The sequence below is a fragment of the Yersinia vastinensis genome (genome assembly GCF_902726565.1).
In the GTDB taxonomy this organism is placed as follows: Bacteria; Pseudomonadota; Gammaproteobacteria; order Enterobacterales; family Enterobacteriaceae; genus Yersinia; species Yersinia vastinensis.
Window position 1 is genome coordinate 344,005 of record NZ_CACVAF010000005.1, and the last position, 18,252, is coordinate 362,256.

The following is an 18,252-nucleotide window of genomic DNA, read 5'->3' on the forward strand; positions in this document are numbered from 1 at the left end:
AGGTTCTTTTAGAACCTTGTCGATGTCAGTGACCTGATTTGATCCGGATTTTCCGGGTTCCCCGAGCCTGTAGAGTTGGGGATTATTATGTTTTGCTGTGCATTCTCAGCCGAATAGGGCACCCAAAATGTACAGCAAAACATTCCTCTCACGACAAAGATGCCGCAAGAGGAAATAAACTAGCTTTTTTTAACCGGGCGTTTCCAACCTTGAATATTGGCCTGTTTAACGCGGCTCAATACCAGCTCATTCTCAGCAACATCACGGGTTACTGTGGTGCCTGCACCGATAGTCGCGCCTTTAGCAACAGTGACGGGAGCCACTAATTGGGTATCTGAACCAACAAACACATCATCGCCGATGATAGTTTTAAACTTATTCTTACCATCATAGTTGCAAGTTATAGTTCCTGCGCCAATATTCACGCCTGAGCCAATTTCAGCATCACCTAAATAGGAGAGATGACCTGCTTTAGAGCCTTTACCTAAGCGTGCTTTCTTGATTTCAACAAAGTTGCCAACATGTGCACCTTCAGCCAACTCAGCACCCGGTCGTAGGCGAGCAAATGGCCCAACCGTGCAACCTACATCCAAGCGAGAATCTTCTAGCACCGTGTATGGACTGATTTCTGAATCATCGCCAATCACACAGTTTTTAAGTACGCATCCCGTACCAATTCGAACGCGATCACCTAAAGTGACATGGCCTTCAATGATGACATTGGTATCGATAGTGATATCACGACCATGTGTTAATTCTCCGCGCAAATCAAAACGCGCAGGATCTAGTAACATCACCCCCGCAAGCAGTAGCTTCTCAGCCTGTTCAGACTGGTATACCCGTTCAAGCGTTGCCAATTGCAGACGATTATTGACACCTTCAACTTCACTCAAACGAGTGGGGTGCACTGCTTCAATCTTCTTACCATCAGCATGGGCCAATGCAATAATATCCGTGATATAAAACTCGCCTTGGGCATTATTGTTATTCAACAGCGATAGCCAGCGCTTCAAATCACGCCCATTGGCGACCAGTATTCCGGTATTGATTTCATTTATTTCACGCTGTGCATCGGTGGCATCTTTATGCTCAACAATCCCGACCACATCGCCATTCTCACGCACAATACGACCATAACCACTAGGGTTATCCAATTTCACCGTCAATAGACCAATGCCGCCTTGCGGTTTTGCTGCTAACAGCCGTTGCAGTGTATCAACAGAAATCAACGGCACATCGCCATAAAGCATCAGGACATCTTCATCATCGGCAAAATGTGGTGCTGCTTGTTGCATCGCGTGTCCGGTACCTAGCTGCTCTGCCTGTAATACCCAGTTCAGCGCCGGGTCAGTCAGTGTTTTTTTCAACAACTCAGCACCATGCCCATAAACCAGATGAACTTTTTGTGCACCCAACTTCATAGCCGCATCAATAACGTGCTGAACCATCGGCTTACCTGCCAATGGGTGTAACACCTTAGGAAGGTCGGAATACATACGAGTCCCCTTACCTGCGGCAAGGATGACTACACTCATTGAGCTGTTAGACATAAGCAACCTGATAACTCCAATTTAATAGACGGAAGTAAACCTGTTTAGCGAAATAATTACTACATATTTCTCAGCGAAAAACGTACTCAACCCGCATGGTTAAAGGGTTGTAGCGATGTGCCATGTAACAAAAAAATGTAGAGAAAAGTGTCGGCGATCAGCGACGTTTTTTGACCTGTTTTTGCCAAAAAGCCGTCACTCATTTAGGTTATTAACCACTTATTTTACGACAAGAAACAAGGATTTTCAGAAAGAAACTTTACTAGTTTAGCTTAGGCTTAATGAAATGCAGCAGAGGTGGTGGACATATCAATAGATTGAAGCATTCGCCATAGCGATACACAATGAAGATAAAAAAATGCCAGTCTGTTTTCACCGACTGGCATTCTACCGTTCTTTATATGATAACTTTATAAATCAGAGAGTTGTTAGTTAAGCTTTGATAAACCATCTAACTCAAAAACAACCCTAAGATATAAAATTACATCGCCTTCCTGGTCAGCTCGATTACGCGTAGTTTCGCAATCGCCTTCGCCAATTCAGCGGATGCCTGAGCATAGTCGACATCGCCGTGGGAATTATTGATATGAGCTTCTGCTTTGCGCTTAGATTCCAGCGCTCTAGCTTCGTCCAGATCTTGTCCACGAATAGCAGTGTCAGCCAATACGATCACAACGCTCGGTTGCACCTCAAGGATGCCGCCAGAAAGATAAATGAACTCTTCCTCACCGAACTGCTTAACGATACGTATCATGCCAGGCTTAATGGCAGTGAGCAGTGGGGCGTGGCCAGGGAAAATCCCCAGTTCACCTTCACTACCCGTCACCTGAATTTTTTGTACTACGCCTGAGAACATTTTCTTCTCTGCGCTCACAACATCCAGATGGTAAGTCATTGCAGCCATGTCACCCTCCAGTCAACAGCGTTACAGTTTCTTGGCTTTTTCCACTGCTTCTTCAATGGTGCCAACCATGTAGAACGCCTGCTCCGGCAGGTGGTCATAGTCGCCGTTCATGATGCCTTTGAAACCACGAATGGTATCTTTCAGCGATACGAACTTGCCCGGTGAACCGGTGAAGACTTCTGCCACGAAGAACGGTTGGGACAGGAAGCGCTGGATTTTACGCGCACGGGATACAACCAGTTTGTCATCTTCTGACAACTCGTCCATACCCAGAATTGCGATAATATCTTTCAGCTCCTGATAACGTTGCAGAATAGACTGCACGCCACGCGCTACATCGTAGTGCTCTTGACCAACAACCAGCGGATCAAGCTGACGGCTGGTGGAGTCAAGCGGGTCAACCGCTGGGTAAATACCCAGAGAGGCGATTTGACGGCTCAGAACGACGGTTGCATCCAAGTGAGCAAAGGTGGTTGCTGGTGATGGGTCAGTCAAGTCATCCGCAGGTACGTAAACGGCCTGAACAGAGGTGATTGAACCCGTCTTAGTGGAAGTAATACGTTCCTGCAACACACCCATCTCTTCAGCCAGTGTCGGCTGATAGCCTACCGCTGATGGCATACGGCCCAGCAGTGCGGATACTTCCGTACCGGCCAAGGTATAACGATAGATGTTATCGATGAACAGCAATACGTCACGACCTTCATCACGGAATTTCTCCGCCATGGTCAGGCCGGTCAATGCAACGCGCAGACGGTTACCTGGTGGCTCATTCATCTGGCCATAAACCAAGGATACTTTGTCCAGAACGTTGGAGTCTGTCATCTCATGGTAGAAGTCGTTACCCTCACGAGTACGTTCACCTACACCAGCAAATACGGAATAACCTGAGTGCTCGATCGCAATGTTACGGATCAGCTCCATCATGTTTACCGTTTTACCTACACCCGCACCACCGAACAGACCAACTTTACCGCCCTTAGCGAACGGACAAATCAGATCCATTACCTTGATACCGGTTTCTAACAGATCTTGCGAGCTGGCAAGCTCTTCGTAAGAAGGCGCTTCACGGTGGATTGCCCAGCGCTCTTCTTCACCGATAGGACCTTTCATGTCGATTGGGTCACCCAATACGTTCATGATACGGCCCAGAGTTGATTTACCAACTGGCACTTCAATTGGGTGTTCCAGGTTGATAACTTTCAACCCACGGCTCAAACCATCGGAAGAGCCCATTGCGATACAACGAACAACACCGCCGCCCAGCTGTTGCTGAACTTCCAGCACGAGCTTATCAGCCGCGCCTTCAACCTCAAGGGCGTTGTACACTTTTGGTACAGCGTCTTGGGGGAATTCGACGTCCACTACGGCGCCGATTACCTGGATAATCTTTCCAGTAGCCATCTTGAATCCTCTACGTAATACGTTTACCCGTCATATTTCAACTTGCTGGCGCGTTAACGGCCTTCCTGCAATATGAACGACTAAGGGTAATAGCCTGGTTAAACCGCGGAGGCTCCCCCGACGATCTCGGTGAGTTCCTGAGTGATGCTGGCCTGACGAGCTTTGTTGTAAACCAACTGCAGCTCTTTGATCAGACTACCGCCGTTATCGGTGGCGGCTTTCATCGCTACCATTCGCGCGGCCTGTTCGCTGGCCAGGTTTTCAACGACGCCCTGATAAACTTGCGATTCCACATAGCGACGCAGGAGGGTATCCAGCAATGCTTTTGGATCGGGTTCATACAGGTAATCCCAGGATTTCTTCTTCAGCGTGCCATCTTCCGCAGGCGGAAGAGGTAACAACTGCATGATCCGTGGTTCCTGAGACATCGTATTGATAAACTTGTTATTCACGATATACAGTTTATCCAGACGACCTTCATCGTAGGCTTGTAGCATCACTTTCACTGGACCGATAAGTTCTGACAGAGAAGGGTTATCCCCCATGCCAGTAACCTGAGCAACAATCTTGCCGCCCACGGAACCAAAGAAAGAAGCTGCTTTTGATCCAATCAGCGCTAAATCACATTCAACGCCTTTTTCAGACCAACCTTTCATCTCAGCTAACAGTTTTTTGAACAAGTTAATGTTCAAACCACCACACAAGCCACGGTCTGTAGAAACCACCAGATACCCAACGCGCTTAACGTCACGTTCTTCCAGGTATGGATGTTTATATTCCAGATTACCTAGCGCAAGGTGACCAATCACACTACGCATTGTTTCTGCATAAGGACGGCTGGCCGCCATGCGTTCCTGCGATTTACGCATTTTGGAGGCGGCGACCATCTCCATGGCTTTGGTGATCTTTTGCGTGTTTTGCACGCTGGCGATCTTGGAACGTATCTCTTTTGCGCCGGCCATTTCTGCTTCTCCTCATTGCCAGACGGCCCGCTTTCCTGATGAAAAGCAAGGCCGCATAGCGTTACCAGGACTGGGTTGCCTTAAATGTATCAAGGATGCCTTTCAGCTTGGCCTCGATCTCATCGTTATACGCGCCAGTTTGGTTGATTTGTTGCAGAAGCTCGGCATGCTCACGGTCAGCAAACGCCAACAGCGCAGCTTCAAAGCTACCTACCTTCGCCAACTCGATATCACCCAGATAACCACGTTCAGCAGCGAACAGAACCAGAGATTGTTGCGCAACAGACATCGGTGCGTATTGTTTCTGTTTCAAAAGCTCGGTCACTTTCTGACCATGGCTCAACTGTTTACGTGTTGCATCATCCAAATCGGATGCGAACTGGGAGAACGCTGCAAGTTCACGATACTGTGCCAGAGCGGTACGGATACCACCGGACAGTTTTTTCATGATCTTGGTCTGCGCTGCACCACCCACACGAGATACGGAGATACCTGGGTTAACCGCAGGACGAATACCGGCGTTAAACAGGCTGGATTCCAAGAAGATCTGACCATCGGTAATAGAAATTACGTTAGTCGGAACGAACGCGGAAACGTCCCCTGCTTGAGTTTCAATGATTGGCAATGCGGTCAAAGAACCGGTTTTACCTTTCACTTCACCCTTGGTAAAGGTTTCAACGTAGTCGGCGTTAACACGCGCAGCACGCTCCAACAAACGGGAGTGGAGGTAGAATACGTCGCCAGGATAAGCTTCACGACCTGGTGGACGACGAAGCAGCAAGGAGATTTGACGATATGCAACAGCCTGTTTAGACAGGTCATCATAAATAATCAGCGCATCTTCACCGCGGTCGCGGAAATATTCACCCATGGCACAACCGGAGTAAGGTGCCAGGTATTGCAATGCTGCAGATTCAGATGCCGTAGCCACAACCACGATGGTGTTAGCTAATGCGCCATGCTCTTCCAGTTTACGCACTACGTTTGCAACAGTAGAGGCTTTCTGGCCGATAGCAACATACACACATTTGATGCCAGACTCGCGCTGGTTGATGATCGCATCAATCGCCAGAGCAGTTTTACCTGTCTGACGGTCACCGATGATCAATTCACGCTGACCACGACCAATTGGAATCATGGCGTCGACAGACTTATAACCAGTCTGAACGGGTTCATCAACGGATTGACGTTCGATAACGCCAGGTGCGATAGCTTCAACAGCTGAGAAGCCGTCATTTTCTACCGGACCTTTACCATCAACAGGTTCACCCAGAGTGTTGACAACGCGACCCAACAGGCCACGACCAACTGGAACTTCCAGGATACGGCCAGTACATTTAACCTTCATGCCTTCGGCAAGATCGGCGTACGGACCCATAACTACTGCACCAACAGAGTCGCGCTCCAGGTTCAGTGCGATTGCGTAACGGTTGCCAGGCAGTGCGATCATCTCGCCTTGCATTACATCAGCCAGACCGTGTACGCGAATGATCCCGTCACTAACGGAAACAATAGTACCTTCATTGTGAGCTTCGCTCACTACATTGAACTGAGCAATGCGCTGCTTGATCAGTTCGCTGATTTCGGTGGAATTCAGTTGCATATGCTCCAGTCCCCTTAAGACTGCAAGACGTCTGCCAGGCGTTCAAGACGACCGCGAACGCTGCCATCTATCACCATATCGCCCGCACGTATTACTACGCCGGCCATTACAGACTTATCAATTTTGCAATTCAGCTTAACTTTGCGTGACAGACGTTTTTCCATCGCAGCGGCAATTTTAGCCAGCTGTTCGTCGTTAAGTGCACTCGCTGAGGACACTTCAACGTCGACGGTAGACTCCAGTGAGGCACGCAGTTGAATAAACTGCTGCAACACCTCAGGAAGAACCAGTAAACGGCCATTCTCCGCCATAACTCGAATGAAGTTCTGTGCGGGTTCATCGAGCTGATCACCACAGACTGCAATAAACGTCTTAGACATTGTTTCTGGTGCGACAGCACCGGAAAGCAATTCAGCAATTTGTTCATTGCGAGTCACTTGGGCAGTAAACGCCAGCATATCCTGCCAACGATCAACTGCCTGGTGCTCAACAGCAAAGTCAAAAGCTGCTTTGGCGTAGGGGCGAGCTACAGTTACAAATTCAGACATCAGCCCCTCCCTCCTTACAGTTCAGCGACCAGTTTATCAACGATGTCGCTGTTAGCAGCTTCATCCACGGAACGTTCGATGATCTTCTCGGCGCCAGCTATAGCCAACATCGCGACTTGCTTACGCAACTCTTCACGAGCACGCTTACGTTCGGCGTCGATCTCTGCCTGCGCTTGCGCCACGATTTTGTTACGTTCCTGTTCAGCTTCTGCTTTAGCTTCATCAAGGATCTGAGCTTTGCGTTTACTTGCCTGCTCAATGATCACCTGCGCTTCTGCTTTCGCCTTCTTCAGTTGGTCGGTCGCATTGGCTTGCGCTAAGTCCAAATCTTTTTTGGCACGCTCTGCAGAAGAGAGACCGTCAGCAATTTCTTTTTGACGCTTCTCGATGGCTGCCATAATTGGCGGCCATACATACTTCATACAAAACAGGACAAACAGGACAAACGCGATGGCCTGGCCGAGGATTGTTGCGTTAAGATTCACAGCACAATGCCTCTTTAAAAGTTAATAGTTTGGTGTAGTTCACGGTAGAGAAAACTCTACTTACGCGACAGCAAACATCACGTACAGACCCAGACCAACAGCGATCATAGGGATGGCGTCAACCAGACCCATGACGATAAAGAACTGTGTACGCAGCAGAGGAATCAGGTCAGGCTGACGTGCAGCGCCTTCCAAAAATTTACCACCCAGGATGCCGATACCGATCGCAGCACCGATTGCCGCTAAACCCATCATTATAGCGGCAGCCATGTACAGCAGATCCATATTCAGGTTTTCCATGACAGTCTCCAGTTTATTTCAGTTAAAACGCAGTAGTGTTATAAGAAAATCAGTGCTCTTCGGACGCCATCGACAGATAGACAATCGTCAGAACCATGAAGATAAAGGCTTGTAACGTAATAATCAGTATGTGGAAGATAGCCCAAGGTAAACTGAGCATCCACTGTGACCACCACGGCAACAGACCCGCAATAAGGATGAAGATCAACTCACCCGCATACATGTTGCCGAACAGTCGCAGACCGAGTGAAACCGGTTTGGACAGCAGGCTGACACCTTCCAGAACTAAGTTGACTGGAATGAATATCGGGTGATTGAACGGCTGCATCGTTAATTCTTTTACGAAGCCGCCTACACCTTTCATTTTAATGCTATAGAACAGGATCAGGATGAAGACACCCAATGCCATGGACAAGGTAATACTCACGTCAGCGGTAGGAACTACACGCAGTGCAGGTAACCCAAAGACATGCTCACCGATGTAAGGCAGTAAATCGATTGGCAGTAAGTCCATCATGTTCATCAATAGCACCCAAACAAACACGGTCAGGGCTAATGGTGCGATGACTTTACTTTTGCCGTGGTACATATCCCGTACGCTGCTATCGACAAAACCGATAATTAACTCAACGGCAGTCTGCAATTTGCCGGGCACGCCACTGGTGGCGTTTGCTGCAACTTTGCGGAACACAAGCAGAAAAGCTAACCCCAGCACGACAGAGAAGAACAAAGAGTCAATGTTCAACGTCCAGAACGTCGCAGGGCCAGGTGAGTGGGGATTGACCAACTCAAAGGTACGCAGGTCCAGCTGAAGGTTATTCAGATGGTGTCCTATGTAGTCCCTTGGAGTAGAGATTTCTCCTGATGCAGACATGATGCCTCTTACCCTTTTGTAGTTAAATACGATAACTGTTAAGTACGGTAGCCGCTCATCACAGCTGGTGCCAATATCTGCACAATCAGCACCAATAAATAGGTTAAACCAAGTGGGGCAAATGCAGCTTTAAACAGCCCTAATGCCACAATCAGCAAAATTATCGTCATGATAACTTTTAACCCCTCGCCAATGGCGAACGACCACGCAACACGACCTGGAGCTGCTGTTTTTGCCTGATGGCGGCAAGCAAACAACATGAACATGGCACTAGGCAACCAAGCTGCCAATCCTCCTGCCAAAGCAGAAGCACTCCATTCCAGGCTTTTAAAACCAAAAGCAGCACTGAGAACAACAAAAGTCATTAACTGCAATAACAGCAGCTTTCGTGCAATTTTCCCACTGTAAAGGGATACAGACATGACGTTTGTTCTCTCCGAACCACACTAAGGGCATGCTGAGTGAGGTATAAAACTGCCTTTTACCCCATTGAGTCAAGCAGCAAAAAACGAGCAAATTATACGGGCCACTCAAACGAATTCAATCGATAAGTAGCGAAAAGGTGAACAATTATTTAAATTTTCTTATTTCGGGCTATTTTCACAAGAAAAGCCTCGGAATAAAACCTTCATTTAATTGTCTGACGATTCCAATCATTATCAATAAAGCGTGAAATCTATCACATAACTAAAAACAAACTGATTTATATCCTATAAGACTTGGCTTTGTCTTTAACGAAAAGAGCCATTAAAACTTTTACAAATCATAATTTTAAAATTAAAACCATTATCAAACAACTTATCTACTTAGTAAAAACGTCCCATTGACATTTCAGATAATAATCCAGCAACAGTTAGGATACATAAAAAGAGTGAAGCCTTGAATAAAGTAATAACTAAAGTGACGAGTTGAACACATTCAAAATAGTTATGTCACTGGCTACCGCTGTTTTTGTAAACAATTCGTGAAATATAATCTATCCAAACGATAGTAAGCGAATAAATACTCATCAATATTAAAAACCCTAAATACCAGCGCTTCAATTTAGGATTTATTACATTTTTTTGATAAATAGCAAAGTTAGTTTGACTTAAGAATAACCAAATGGCGCTCACCATCTAACTCTGGTACCTGTAACCGGACAACCGACTCAAGGATAATCCCCTCAGGTAGAATCGCTAATTCATCGTCAGGTCTAACCCCTTTAAGAGCATAAAACCGGCCTTCAGGCTTGGCTGGTAAATGGTGACACCAAGACAGCATATCTTGCAAAGAAGCAAATGCACGGCTTATAACACCATCAAATGGAGGTTCTGCAACGAAGTCCTCAACCCGACTTTGCACGGGATCAATATTGCTTAAACCTAGTTCATGCTGAACCTGACGTAAAAAACGAACCCGCTTTCCTAAGCTATCAAGCAACGTAAAGTGAGCGTCAGGCCGCACAATAGCCAGTGGTATTCCTGGAAGTCCAGGCCCGGTGCCAACATCAATAAACCGGCTACCTTGCAAATGTGGGTTTACCACAATGCTGTCCAGAATGTGTCGTACCAGCATTTGCATTGGGTCACGGACAGAAGTCAGATTATAAGCTTTATTCCACTTATGCAGCAGTTCTACATAACCGACCAACTGGTGTTTTTGCTGATCGGGTAATGTAATATCTGCGGCGCTAAGCAGACAATTTAATTTTTTTAACACAACAATATCCTCTGACCGAAGAATACTCTGTCAGCATGTAAAGGCTGATATACGAATATGATAATCTAGCTTAACCGTTTGTTATAGCTTGAATACACAGCATAATTGCCCGGCTACTCGGCTTTTAGCAGCACAGGCAAATATCAGGATGTTAAGCACTACGGCGTAACAATCCCTGTTTTTTCAGCCAAACCAGCAAAATTGAAATTGCTGCAGGTGTAATACCTGAAATACGCGAAGCCTGCCCGATCGAGTTAGGCTTGTGATCATTGAGTTTGGCGATCACTTCATTAGATAAACCAGAGACTTGGCGATAATCAAGATCAGCAGGCAGTAAAGTATTTTCATTGCGCTGCTGCTTTTCGATCTCTTCTTGTTGACGAGCAATATACCCCTCATATTTAACCTGAATTTCCACCTGATCAGCAGCTTGCGGATCGGCTAAAGCAGGACCAAAGGAGGGCAAAGTGGTCAACAAACGATAATCAATTTCAGGGCGGCGCAATAACTCTTCACCATTGGCTTCTTTCGACAATGGTGCTTTCAATAATGCATTGATTTCAGAGACATTATCAGAATTTGGGTGTACCCAGATATCACGCAAGCGCTGGCGCTCTTTTTCAATTTGCTCAATTTTTTTGCTGAAATGCTCCCAGCGAACATCATCGACCAATCCTAATTTACGCCCCATTTCAGTCAGACGTAGATCGGCGTTATCTTCACGTAGCATCAAACGATACTCAGCTCGTGAGGTAAACATACGATAAGGTTCTTTGGTTCCTAAGGTGCTTAAATCGTCCACCAGCACGCCAAGGTAAGCCTCATTACGACGAGGTGACCATCCATCCTCATCATTAGCGAAACGCCCCGCATTGAGGCCGGCAAGCAGTCCTTGGGCTGCAGCTTCTTCATAGCCGGTAGTGCCATTGATTTGTCCGGCAAAGAATAATCCGTGGATGTATTTGCTTTCCAACGTCGGTTTCAAGTCACGCGGATCAAAGAAATCATACTCGATGGCATAACCCGGTCGAATAATACGTGCATTCTCAAGCCCTTTCATCGAACGGACGATTTGCATTTGTACATCGAAAGGCAAGCTGGTCGAGATACCGTTTGGATAGATCTCATTGCTGGTCAAGCCTTCAGGTTCAAGGAAGATCTGATGCGAGTTACGATCGGCAAAGCGCATGACTTTGTCTTCGATAGATGGACAGTAACGTGGCCCGATCCCTTCGATGATCCCTGCATACATCGGGCTGCGATCCAAGTTATTACGGATCACTTCATGTGTTTTTTCATTGGTGTACGTGATGTGACACGCCATTTGCTCAGGGTGTTGGTCTGCCCGGCCAAGGAAAGAGAACACCGGAATTGGCGTATCACCTAACTGAGGAGCCAATTGGCTAAAATCTATAGTGCGCGCATCAATACGGGGTGGAGTACCGGTTTTAAGGCGATTGACTCGTAGCGGTAGTTCACGCAGGCGTTGTGACAATGAGATTGATGGCGGATCACCAGCACGGCCTCCACTGTAGTTCTCAAGACCAATATGAATTTTTCCATCCAGGAAGGTACCGACGGTTAATACCACGGCTTTTGCACGGAATTTCAAACCCATTTTAGTCACTGCACCAACCACATGATCATTCTCAACAATCAGATCTTCAACAGGTTGTTGGAAGATCATCAGGTTAGGCTGGTTTTCCAATGCAGTTCGTACCGCTTGGCGATACAGGACGCGGTCAGCTTGAGCTCGAGTTGCTCTAACCGCTGGCCCTTTGCTGGCGTTTAGTATCCTAAACTGAATACCGGCTTGGTCAGTTGCCATTGCCATCAGGCCACCCAGAGCATCGATCTCTTTTACCAAATGTCCCTTACCGATACCACCGATCGCTGGGTTACACGACATTTGTCCCAGAGTGTCGATATTGTGCGTCAGCAATAAGGTCTGACGTCCCATGCGTGCCGCTGCCATTGCAGCTTCCGTGCCGGCATGGCCACCACCGATGATGATGACGTCAAATTGATCTGGATAAAACATGGTACTGCACCTCGCCGTTATGCGAATTTCTGTTGTTTGCCCTGGGGTGGGGGATTCTACTCAAGTTTAGACGATCGACCAAGCGGCTTAGGATCGCCCTTAATTAAAAGAAGATCTTTTTATTTAAAGATCTCTTTATTAGATCTCTTATTAGGATCATGATCCTCTGTGGATAAGTGATTATTCACATTAAAGATCATGAGATTAAGGAGGATCATTTGCTGTGAATGATCGGTGATCCTATTGCGTATAAGCTGGGATCTAAATGGCATGTTATGCACAGGCACTTTGAGTCACTTAGGTTGTTATGTGGATATGTACCGCTTTTACCCTGCTTTTAAGCCTACTTATCCACATTCTTTCGCGTGATCTTTAAGCAAATTAGAGCAAATTAATCCAATTTTTAACCCAAACCTCAGCCGGATCCTCTGGAATTTCATGTTGAATGACATCAATTTCTAAAATATCACCCAAACGTTTAGCGCCTAATGCGATCAACTGTTGATCCAGTTTTCTGACTGCACCGCAGAAAGTGTCATATTCAGAACTGCCTAAACCGACAGCACCAAAGCTGACTTGAGAGAGATTCGGTTGTTGTTCTTCTATTTGCTCTAAGAGTGGTTGAAGATTATCAGGCAGGTCACCAGCTCCGTGGGTAGAGGTGATGACTAACCATGTACCTTCCAGCGTCAACTCATCTAATTCTGGACCATGCAGCGTTTCTGTAGAGAAACCCGCTTCTTCTAATTTCTCAGCTAAATGTTCAGCAACATATTCAGCACTGCCAAGTGTACTGCCACTGATCAAGGTAATGTCAGCCATAAAGAACCCAACCGAAGTAATGAACCGGTATTGTACGCTGTGAATCAGCTGGGATCTACCTGTGGATAATGTGGGTATAGTTATTTAATGTTTAGGGCACAATGGTACGCATGATGGGGTTCTGCAAGGAAATAAGTGTTTCGGTTGACTGTATCTCATCAATAGTTTGGATCTTGTTGATAAGTACCTGTTGGAGTGCATCGATTGATTTACACATCACCTTAATAAAGATGCTGTAATGACCCGTTGTGTAATAAGCCTCTACAACTTCTTCTAAACTCTCCAGTTTTTTCAATGCTGAAGGGTAGTCTTTCGCACTTTTTAAAATAATACCGATAAAACAGCACACGTCATAACCCAGTTGTTTCGGGTTCACGTGGACACATGCTGCTGTAATGATCCCTGCTTGACGCATTTTCTCAACTCGGACATGAATAGTGCCTGGGCTAACACCAAAATTTTTTGCTAATTCAGCATAAGGCGTACGTGCATTTTCCATTAATGCGTTCAGGATGCCGCGATCGAGATTATCGATTTGATAAATTTCACTCATATTACCCCCCTTTTTTTATCGATTATTTAATTATAGACCTATAAAAATGAATGATTAAAAGTGAAATGGCAATATTGTTTATTGGATATTGAATTTAACCCTCATTCTGTTGCTTAATCGATGGCAAGCCCAACGGCATACAACTATTTGCATAACACAATAACGAATTGAGAAAACGGCAATGAAAAAACAATTTATCCAAAAACAGCAACAAATTAGCTTCGTAAAATCATTCTTTTCCCGCCAATTAGAGCAACAACTTGGTCTGATTGAAGTCCAGGCACCTATCTTGAGCCGTGTTGGTGATGGTACTCAAGATAACCTTTCTGGTTCTGAGAAAGCGGTGCAGGTCAAAGTAAAAACTTTACCGGATGCGACTTTCGAAGTTGTTCATTCACTAGCCAAATGGAAACGCAAAACGTTGGGTCGCTTCGATTTTGGTGCTGACCAAGGGATTTACACCCATATGAAAGCATTGCGTCCGGATGAAGATCGCCTAAGTGCTATTCATTCTGTGTATGTAGATCAGTGGGACTGGGAACGTGTCATGGGAGATGGTGAACGTAACCTGGCTTACCTGAAATCCACAGTGAACAAGATCTATGCTGCAATTAAAGAAACTGAAGCTGCAATCAGTACCGAGTTTGGTGTGAAACCTTTCTTGCCTGACCATATTCAGTTTATTCACAGTGAAAGTCTGCGTGCTCGTTACCCTGACTTGGATGCTAAAGGCCGCGAACGTGCTATTGCCAAAGAGCTTGGGGCGGTGTTCCTAATTGGTATTGGCGGTAAACTGGCAGATGGCAAATCTCACGATGTTCGTGCGCCTGATTATGATGACTGGACGTCTCCAAGTGCTGAAGGTTTTGCTGGGTTGAATGGTGACATTATTGTCTGGAACCCGGTTCTGGAAGATGCTTTTGAAATATCCTCCATGGGGATTCGTGTTGATGCAGAAACCCTGAAACGCCAGCTGGCCCTGACTTCTGATGAAGATCGTCTGAAATTAGAATGGCACCAATCATTGCTAAACGGCGAAATGCCACAAACGATTGGTGGGGGGATTGGTCAATCTCGCTTAGTAATGCTATTGCTGCAAAAACAACATATTGGTCAAGTACAATGTGGTGTGTGGGGGCCAGAAATCAGCGAGAAAGTTGATGGCTTACTGTAAAATTTAATAACAGTATAAATAATGCGCCAAAAGACACCTTATTGTGTCTTTTGGCTGTTTTTACTTATGTTGTACAGAAGTGCCATATTAGAAGTTGTATTTCACACCTAGCATGACGGATGTATCGCTGTAGCCTTTGTTACCCACTTGCTGGCCAACATTACCCCAGACATTTACTTTCTTGCTTATCTGGCCTTCTACACCCAGTTTAAACTCACCAATGTTGGCAGCACCGTCTTGTTTGACTGTTATGCCGTCCATTGTCGTACCGAAATCTTTGGTATTGTGAATCCAGTTTGCTTCAATAAATGGCTGGAATAGCCGGTCTTTACCTTTATCTTGCTCGCTGTAGCCATTCATAAAGGCTTTTACTCCCAGACGAGTCTGGATATTACCGTCACCCTCTCCGGACACATTGGTGCCATTAGCCTCTTTATGCTTATCAGCTTTAACCCCCATCCAAGTCACCTGAGCTTTAGGTTGGATAAAGTAACTGGCATTCTTCGCTGCATTTTCGCCCACCTTAAAGGTGTAACCACTTTCAACCGACGCTGTCACACCTTTGGATTTGTATTCTTCGGTTTTCAGATTCTGGCCATCAACGGTGTTATTAAACCAGCTATATTGCGCCCAGCTATCGATATACAAACCGGTTTTATTGGCACCATTGGCATACCAAGTACCATATAAACCGGTGCTGTAGCCGTCGACAGAGGCACGGGCACTATAGCCAGACAGGCGTGATTCCGTTTTACTCTTGCTGCTACCGTAGCCAGCCATGACCCCTAAGTGAAAACGGTCTTGGCCATCGTTGCTCCACTGCGCAATATCCCCACCCATCTGTATGACGTAACGGTTAGCTTGCGTACTTAACTGATCTTGGGTATCCCTAGAGCGGTTGTGCCCACCTTCATTGCGCAGCCACATGCTGGTAACTTTCTGCTCGCCAGTCAGTGCATCAATATATTGAGTTTCACCCAAACGATCATGCAAACGCGTAACAAACATATTATTGGCTGAGGCCAAGTTGGCACTGTAAGAACTGGATTCAGGGCGTTCGATCATGGGTGAGGGTGTTGCCGGCCTCGATGGATCAACGGGAATGGGGACTAGAATAGGTTTTGAATCGGGTCCTTCTTCTGGCTCAGGTTCCGGAAGAGGTGTCACCAGTGGTATAGCGCTGTTCAGATACCAATTATTGGCTAGAGCATCTGCACCGCGTGCTAGAAAGTAATCAAATGCCCCTGCGACAATACGGCTATTTTGAATAAATTCACCGGCAGAGTTCCCTGTAACCTTGATTAACTCAATACCATTGACAGTTTGCGCGCCGCTCCCCCCTAAATTATTTACCTGCACATAGGTGGTGCCTGCTGTATTACCACCAACATAAAGTTTATCCGTCACTGAGCTGTCATCGCCCAGAACTGAATTCATATTAAGCAGACCATGATTACCGGTGTAATCACCAGTAATCGTTAATGAATGTCCACCCGTCCCACCAAAGTTAACTACCCCAGCATTATCTAAAGATTGCAGAGTTTGGTGGTAACCGCCTAAATCTAACGTCGTACCAGCATGGGAAATATAATCAGAATAAGCGCTAAGATAGTTATCTCCCCCCGCTTTTAACGTCCCATCACTGACCTTAGTAGAACTGCTGTAGTTATTTGCAGCAGTCATCAGCATAGTCCCGGCACCTGCCTTATCAAAGGCAGTCGTGCTGTCGCCATTCAGTTTATTCACGCCAAGTGTGACGCCCGCATCGGTATTGATAGTGCCAGTTAATCCGGAAGCCAGATTCACGTTGACCCCGCTATTATCAGCCACAGCCCAGAGTGTATTATTTGCGCCACTGGTTATATCGAAAAGGCTGTTGGTCGCTAATGTACTTGTATCCAGCCTAGCTGTCCCCCCTTGCATTTTCAGGCGACCACTAAAAATATCATTCCCGGTTGCTATGGTCATAAAACCATTATTAGCCAGCGTCAGATTAGTCGTATTCGCAATATTGCCCGTTAAAGTACCGCCAGTGTCACTGCTTTCATTACCACTAAAGTTTATTTGGGCATTTTCGAGTGCGTCATGAACATACCCGCCTGACATATCCATTATCTTTGCATTACCTGATAATGAATCAATTCCCGCGCCGGTCATATTAATAATTAATGCATCACCATAGACTGAGCCAATATTTCCACCAGTCAAATTAGTTATTTTAGCATTATCATAGACTTTGTTAATTTGGCCATCAGACATGGTGACGACTTGCGCATCAGCATAGACGGAGCCAATAGTTCCACCTGACATGTCAACGACACTGGAATTGCCATACATGTTATCTATTGACCCTGATAACATGTTAATAACTTGAGAGTTATTATACATGCGACCAATGCCACTTTCGGACATATTAGTGATTTTGGATGTGCCATACATATAGTCAACGGAGCTATTAATCATATTAGCAATTGTCGCGTTGCCGTACATCGGGCCGACAGTTGCTCCGGACATATTATCGATATAGGCATTACCATACATTCTATCAATATTCCCCCCCGTCACATGAGTGATCTGGGTGTCACCATACATCGGCCCTATTGTTCCTCCTGACATGGTTGTGATTTGCGAATAACCAGACATTGGGCCAATAATACCTGCTGACAGTGTCGTGATTACGCCACCCAACATGTTACTTATTGTTCCGCCTGACATATCAGCTATATTTACACCTGAACTAATGGACCCTAGCTCACCTCCTGAAAGAGTCGTAAATGATCCACCATATACTCTATCAATATAACCACCTGACATATCAGTAATTTTGGCATCATTCATCATGTAACCAATTTCACCACCAGACATGGTGTCGACGGTATGTGAGAGAGTAAAGCTATCAAAGTATTGGCCACTTGTTATATTAGCAGTACCAGCATCAACATCAGCAGCATATATAGGAGGCGCTAGCAATAAACTAACAGGGGCAATAATTAGGGCTAATGAACGTATTTTCATATAAAAGTGTTATCCAGTGTTGATATAGCATAAATTCAAATAAGAACACCGCCCTATATTGAATATGTATTAATGTATAAAAAGTTAATTGTTATTGTTTTTATTTTGTTTATTTAATGTTAAAGATAAATGCAATAATTATCTTATTTAAATAACAGCAAAAATAATAAATAATGGATGAATATTACTTTTCGTTAATTTTAGAGAAAGGAGTCCTAAGATAAAGGCGAGTATATAGCCTTAGCACAGAGGCTAATATAAGACAGAGAGCAGAGTTTATGTAGGATGATTCCCACATATTTTATGGGTGTTGATG

Annotated in this window: 16 protein-coding genes; 1 reads left to right on the forward strand and 15 read right to left on the reverse strand. The window is 45.6% G+C overall.

Annotated elements, in window-relative coordinates:
* Window positions 1-179: 179 nt before the first annotated feature.
* The 14 genes from glmU to asnC all read right to left on the reverse strand — a co-directional run bounded on the left by glmU (window position 180) and on the right by asnC (window position 13,747).
* The gene (gene glmU, locus HUZ92_RS10140; protein WP_050140094.1) at window positions 180-1,550 is read right to left on the reverse strand and encodes a bifunctional UDP-N-acetylglucosamine diphosphorylase/glucosamine-1-phosphate N-acetyltransferase GlmU; all 1,371 of its coding nucleotides are present in this window, start codon (window positions 1,548-1,550) and stop codon (window positions 180-182) included.
* A gap of 481 nt (window positions 1,551-2,031) precedes the next feature.
* Entirely contained in the window at window positions 2,032-2,454 is a 423-nt protein-coding gene (locus tag HUZ92_RS10145; protein WP_050099306.1) for a F0F1 ATP synthase subunit epsilon, read from the reverse strand.
* 21 nt (window positions 2,455-2,475) lie between these two features.
* The gene (gene atpD, locus HUZ92_RS10150) at window positions 2,476-3,858 is read right to left on the reverse strand and encodes a F0F1 ATP synthase subunit beta (RefSeq protein ID WP_050099303.1); all 1,383 of its coding nucleotides are present in this window, start codon (window positions 3,856-3,858) and stop codon (window positions 2,476-2,478) included.
* Window positions 3,859-3,956: 98 nt separating this feature from the next.
* Window positions 3,957-4,820 (reverse strand): F0F1 ATP synthase subunit gamma, encoded by an 864-nt coding sequence (gene atpG, locus HUZ92_RS10155; protein ID WP_050099301.1) that lies wholly within the window; start codon window positions 4,818-4,820, stop codon window positions 3,957-3,959.
* 61 nt (window positions 4,821-4,881) lie between these two features.
* Entirely contained in the window at window positions 4,882-6,423 is a 1,542-nt protein-coding gene (gene atpA / locus HUZ92_RS10160) for a F0F1 ATP synthase subunit alpha (protein ID WP_145579527.1), read from the reverse strand.
* A gap of 14 nt (window positions 6,424-6,437) precedes the next feature.
* Entirely contained in the window at window positions 6,438-6,971 is a 534-nt protein-coding gene (gene atpH, locus HUZ92_RS10165) for a F0F1 ATP synthase subunit delta (RefSeq protein ID WP_004707327.1), read from the reverse strand.
* A gap of 14 nt (window positions 6,972-6,985) precedes the next feature.
* Window positions 6,986-7,456, reverse strand: a complete 471-nt coding sequence (atpF, locus tag HUZ92_RS10170) for a F0F1 ATP synthase subunit B (RefSeq protein WP_025380079.1) — start codon at window positions 7,454-7,456, stop codon at window positions 6,986-6,988.
* A 60-nt stretch (window positions 7,457-7,516) separates the two neighbouring features.
* On the reverse strand, window positions 7,517-7,756 hold the full coding sequence (gene atpE, locus HUZ92_RS10175) for a F0F1 ATP synthase subunit C (RefSeq protein ID WP_004393045.1): 240 nt from the start codon (window positions 7,754-7,756) through the stop codon (window positions 7,517-7,519).
* A 49-nt stretch (window positions 7,757-7,805) separates the two neighbouring features.
* Window positions 7,806-8,630 carry a F0F1 ATP synthase subunit A gene (gene atpB / locus HUZ92_RS10180; protein ID WP_050099300.1) on the reverse strand — a complete coding sequence of 275 codons (825 nt, stop codon included), beginning with the start codon at window positions 8,628-8,630 and terminating at the stop codon, window positions 7,806-7,808.
* Window positions 8,631-8,668: 38 nt separating this feature from the next.
* Window positions 8,669-9,052: a F0F1 ATP synthase subunit I gene (atpI, locus tag HUZ92_RS10185; protein ID WP_050099298.1), complete on the reverse strand. Its 384-nt coding sequence runs from the start codon at window positions 9,050-9,052 to the stop codon at window positions 8,669-8,671.
* A gap of 658 nt (window positions 9,053-9,710) precedes the next feature.
* The gene (gene rsmG / locus HUZ92_RS10190) at window positions 9,711-10,331 is read right to left on the reverse strand and encodes a 16S rRNA (guanine(527)-N(7))-methyltransferase RsmG (RefSeq protein WP_050295589.1); all 621 of its coding nucleotides are present in this window, start codon (window positions 10,329-10,331) and stop codon (window positions 9,711-9,713) included.
* Between the two features lie 151 nt (window positions 10,332-10,482).
* Window positions 10,483-12,372: a tRNA uridine-5-carboxymethylaminomethyl(34) synthesis enzyme MnmG gene (gene mnmG / locus HUZ92_RS10195; protein ID WP_050099294.1), complete on the reverse strand. Its 1,890-nt coding sequence runs from the start codon at window positions 12,370-12,372 to the stop codon at window positions 10,483-10,485.
* A 381-nt stretch (window positions 12,373-12,753) separates the two neighbouring features.
* Window positions 12,754-13,194 carry an FMN-binding protein MioC gene (mioC, locus tag HUZ92_RS10200; protein ID WP_050099292.1) on the reverse strand — a complete coding sequence of 147 codons (441 nt, stop codon included), beginning with the start codon at window positions 13,192-13,194 and terminating at the stop codon, window positions 12,754-12,756.
* A 91-nt stretch (window positions 13,195-13,285) separates the two neighbouring features.
* Window positions 13,286-13,747, reverse strand: coding sequence for a transcriptional regulator AsnC (asnC, locus tag HUZ92_RS10205; RefSeq protein ID WP_005161192.1), 462 nt, complete (start codon window positions 13,745-13,747; stop codon window positions 13,286-13,288).
* Window positions 13,748-13,928: 181 nt separating this feature from the next.
* Here asnC and asnA point away from each other — a divergent pair, with 181 nt between their 5' ends.
* Window positions 13,929-14,921: an aspartate--ammonia ligase gene (asnA, locus tag HUZ92_RS10210; RefSeq protein WP_050099291.1), complete on the forward strand. Its 993-nt coding sequence runs from the start codon at window positions 13,929-13,931 to the stop codon at window positions 14,919-14,921.
* A gap of 87 nt (window positions 14,922-15,008) precedes the next feature.
* On the opposite strand, the gene HUZ92_RS10215 is transcribed toward asnA, so the two are convergent.
* Window positions 15,009-17,936: an autotransporter outer membrane beta-barrel domain-containing protein gene (locus HUZ92_RS10215; protein ID WP_145579528.1), complete on the reverse strand. Its 2,928-nt coding sequence runs from the start codon at window positions 17,934-17,936 to the stop codon at window positions 15,009-15,011.
* Window positions 17,937-18,252 lie beyond the last annotated feature (316 nt).

What these genes read in the sequence shown, in the direction of transcription:
- atpH (WP_004707327.1), bottom strand. Translation starts at nt 6,971, where the DNA reads ATGTCTGAATTTGTAACTGTAGCTCGCCCCTACGCCAAAGCAGCTTTT.
- glmU (WP_050140094.1), bottom strand. Translation starts at nt 1,550, where the DNA reads ATGTCTAACAGCTCAATGAGTGTAGTCATCCTTGCCGCAGGTAAGGGG.
- mioC (WP_050099292.1), bottom strand. Translation starts at nt 13,194, where the DNA reads ATGGCTGACATTACCTTGATCAGTGGCAGTACACTTGGCAGTGCTGAA.
- HUZ92_RS10215 (WP_145579528.1), bottom strand. Translation starts at nt 17,936, where the DNA reads ATGAAAATACGTTCATTAGCCCTAATTATTGCCCCTGTTAGTTTATTG.
- mnmG (WP_050099294.1), bottom strand. Translation starts at nt 12,372, where the DNA reads ATGTTTTATCCAGATCAATTTGACGTCATCATCATCGGTGGTGGCCAT.
- atpG (WP_050099301.1), bottom strand. Translation starts at nt 4,820, where the DNA reads ATGGCCGGCGCAAAAGAGATACGTTCCAAGATCGCCAGCGTGCAAAAC.
- atpA (WP_145579527.1), bottom strand. Translation starts at nt 6,423, where the DNA reads ATGCAACTGAATTCCACCGAAATCAGCGAACTGATCAAGCAGCGCATT.
- HUZ92_RS10145 (WP_050099306.1), bottom strand. Translation starts at nt 2,454, where the DNA reads ATGGCTGCAATGACTTACCATCTGGATGTTGTGAGCGCAGAGAAGAAA.
- atpE (WP_004393045.1), bottom strand. Translation starts at nt 7,756, where the DNA reads ATGGAAAACCTGAATATGGATCTGCTGTACATGGCTGCCGCTATAATG.
- atpI (WP_050099298.1), bottom strand. Translation starts at nt 9,052, where the DNA reads ATGTCTGTATCCCTTTACAGTGGGAAAATTGCACGAAAGCTGCTGTTA.
- atpB (WP_050099300.1), bottom strand. Translation starts at nt 8,630, where the DNA reads ATGTCTGCATCAGGAGAAATCTCTACTCCAAGGGACTACATAGGACAC.
- atpD (WP_050099303.1), bottom strand. Translation starts at nt 3,858, where the DNA reads ATGGCTACTGGAAAGATTATCCAGGTAATCGGCGCCGTAGTGGACGTC.
- asnA (WP_050099291.1), top strand. Translation starts at nt 13,929, where the DNA reads ATGAAAAAACAATTTATCCAAAAACAGCAACAAATTAGCTTCGTAAAA.
- asnC (WP_005161192.1), bottom strand. Translation starts at nt 13,747, where the DNA reads ATGAGTGAAATTTATCAAATCGATAATCTCGATCGCGGCATCCTGAAC.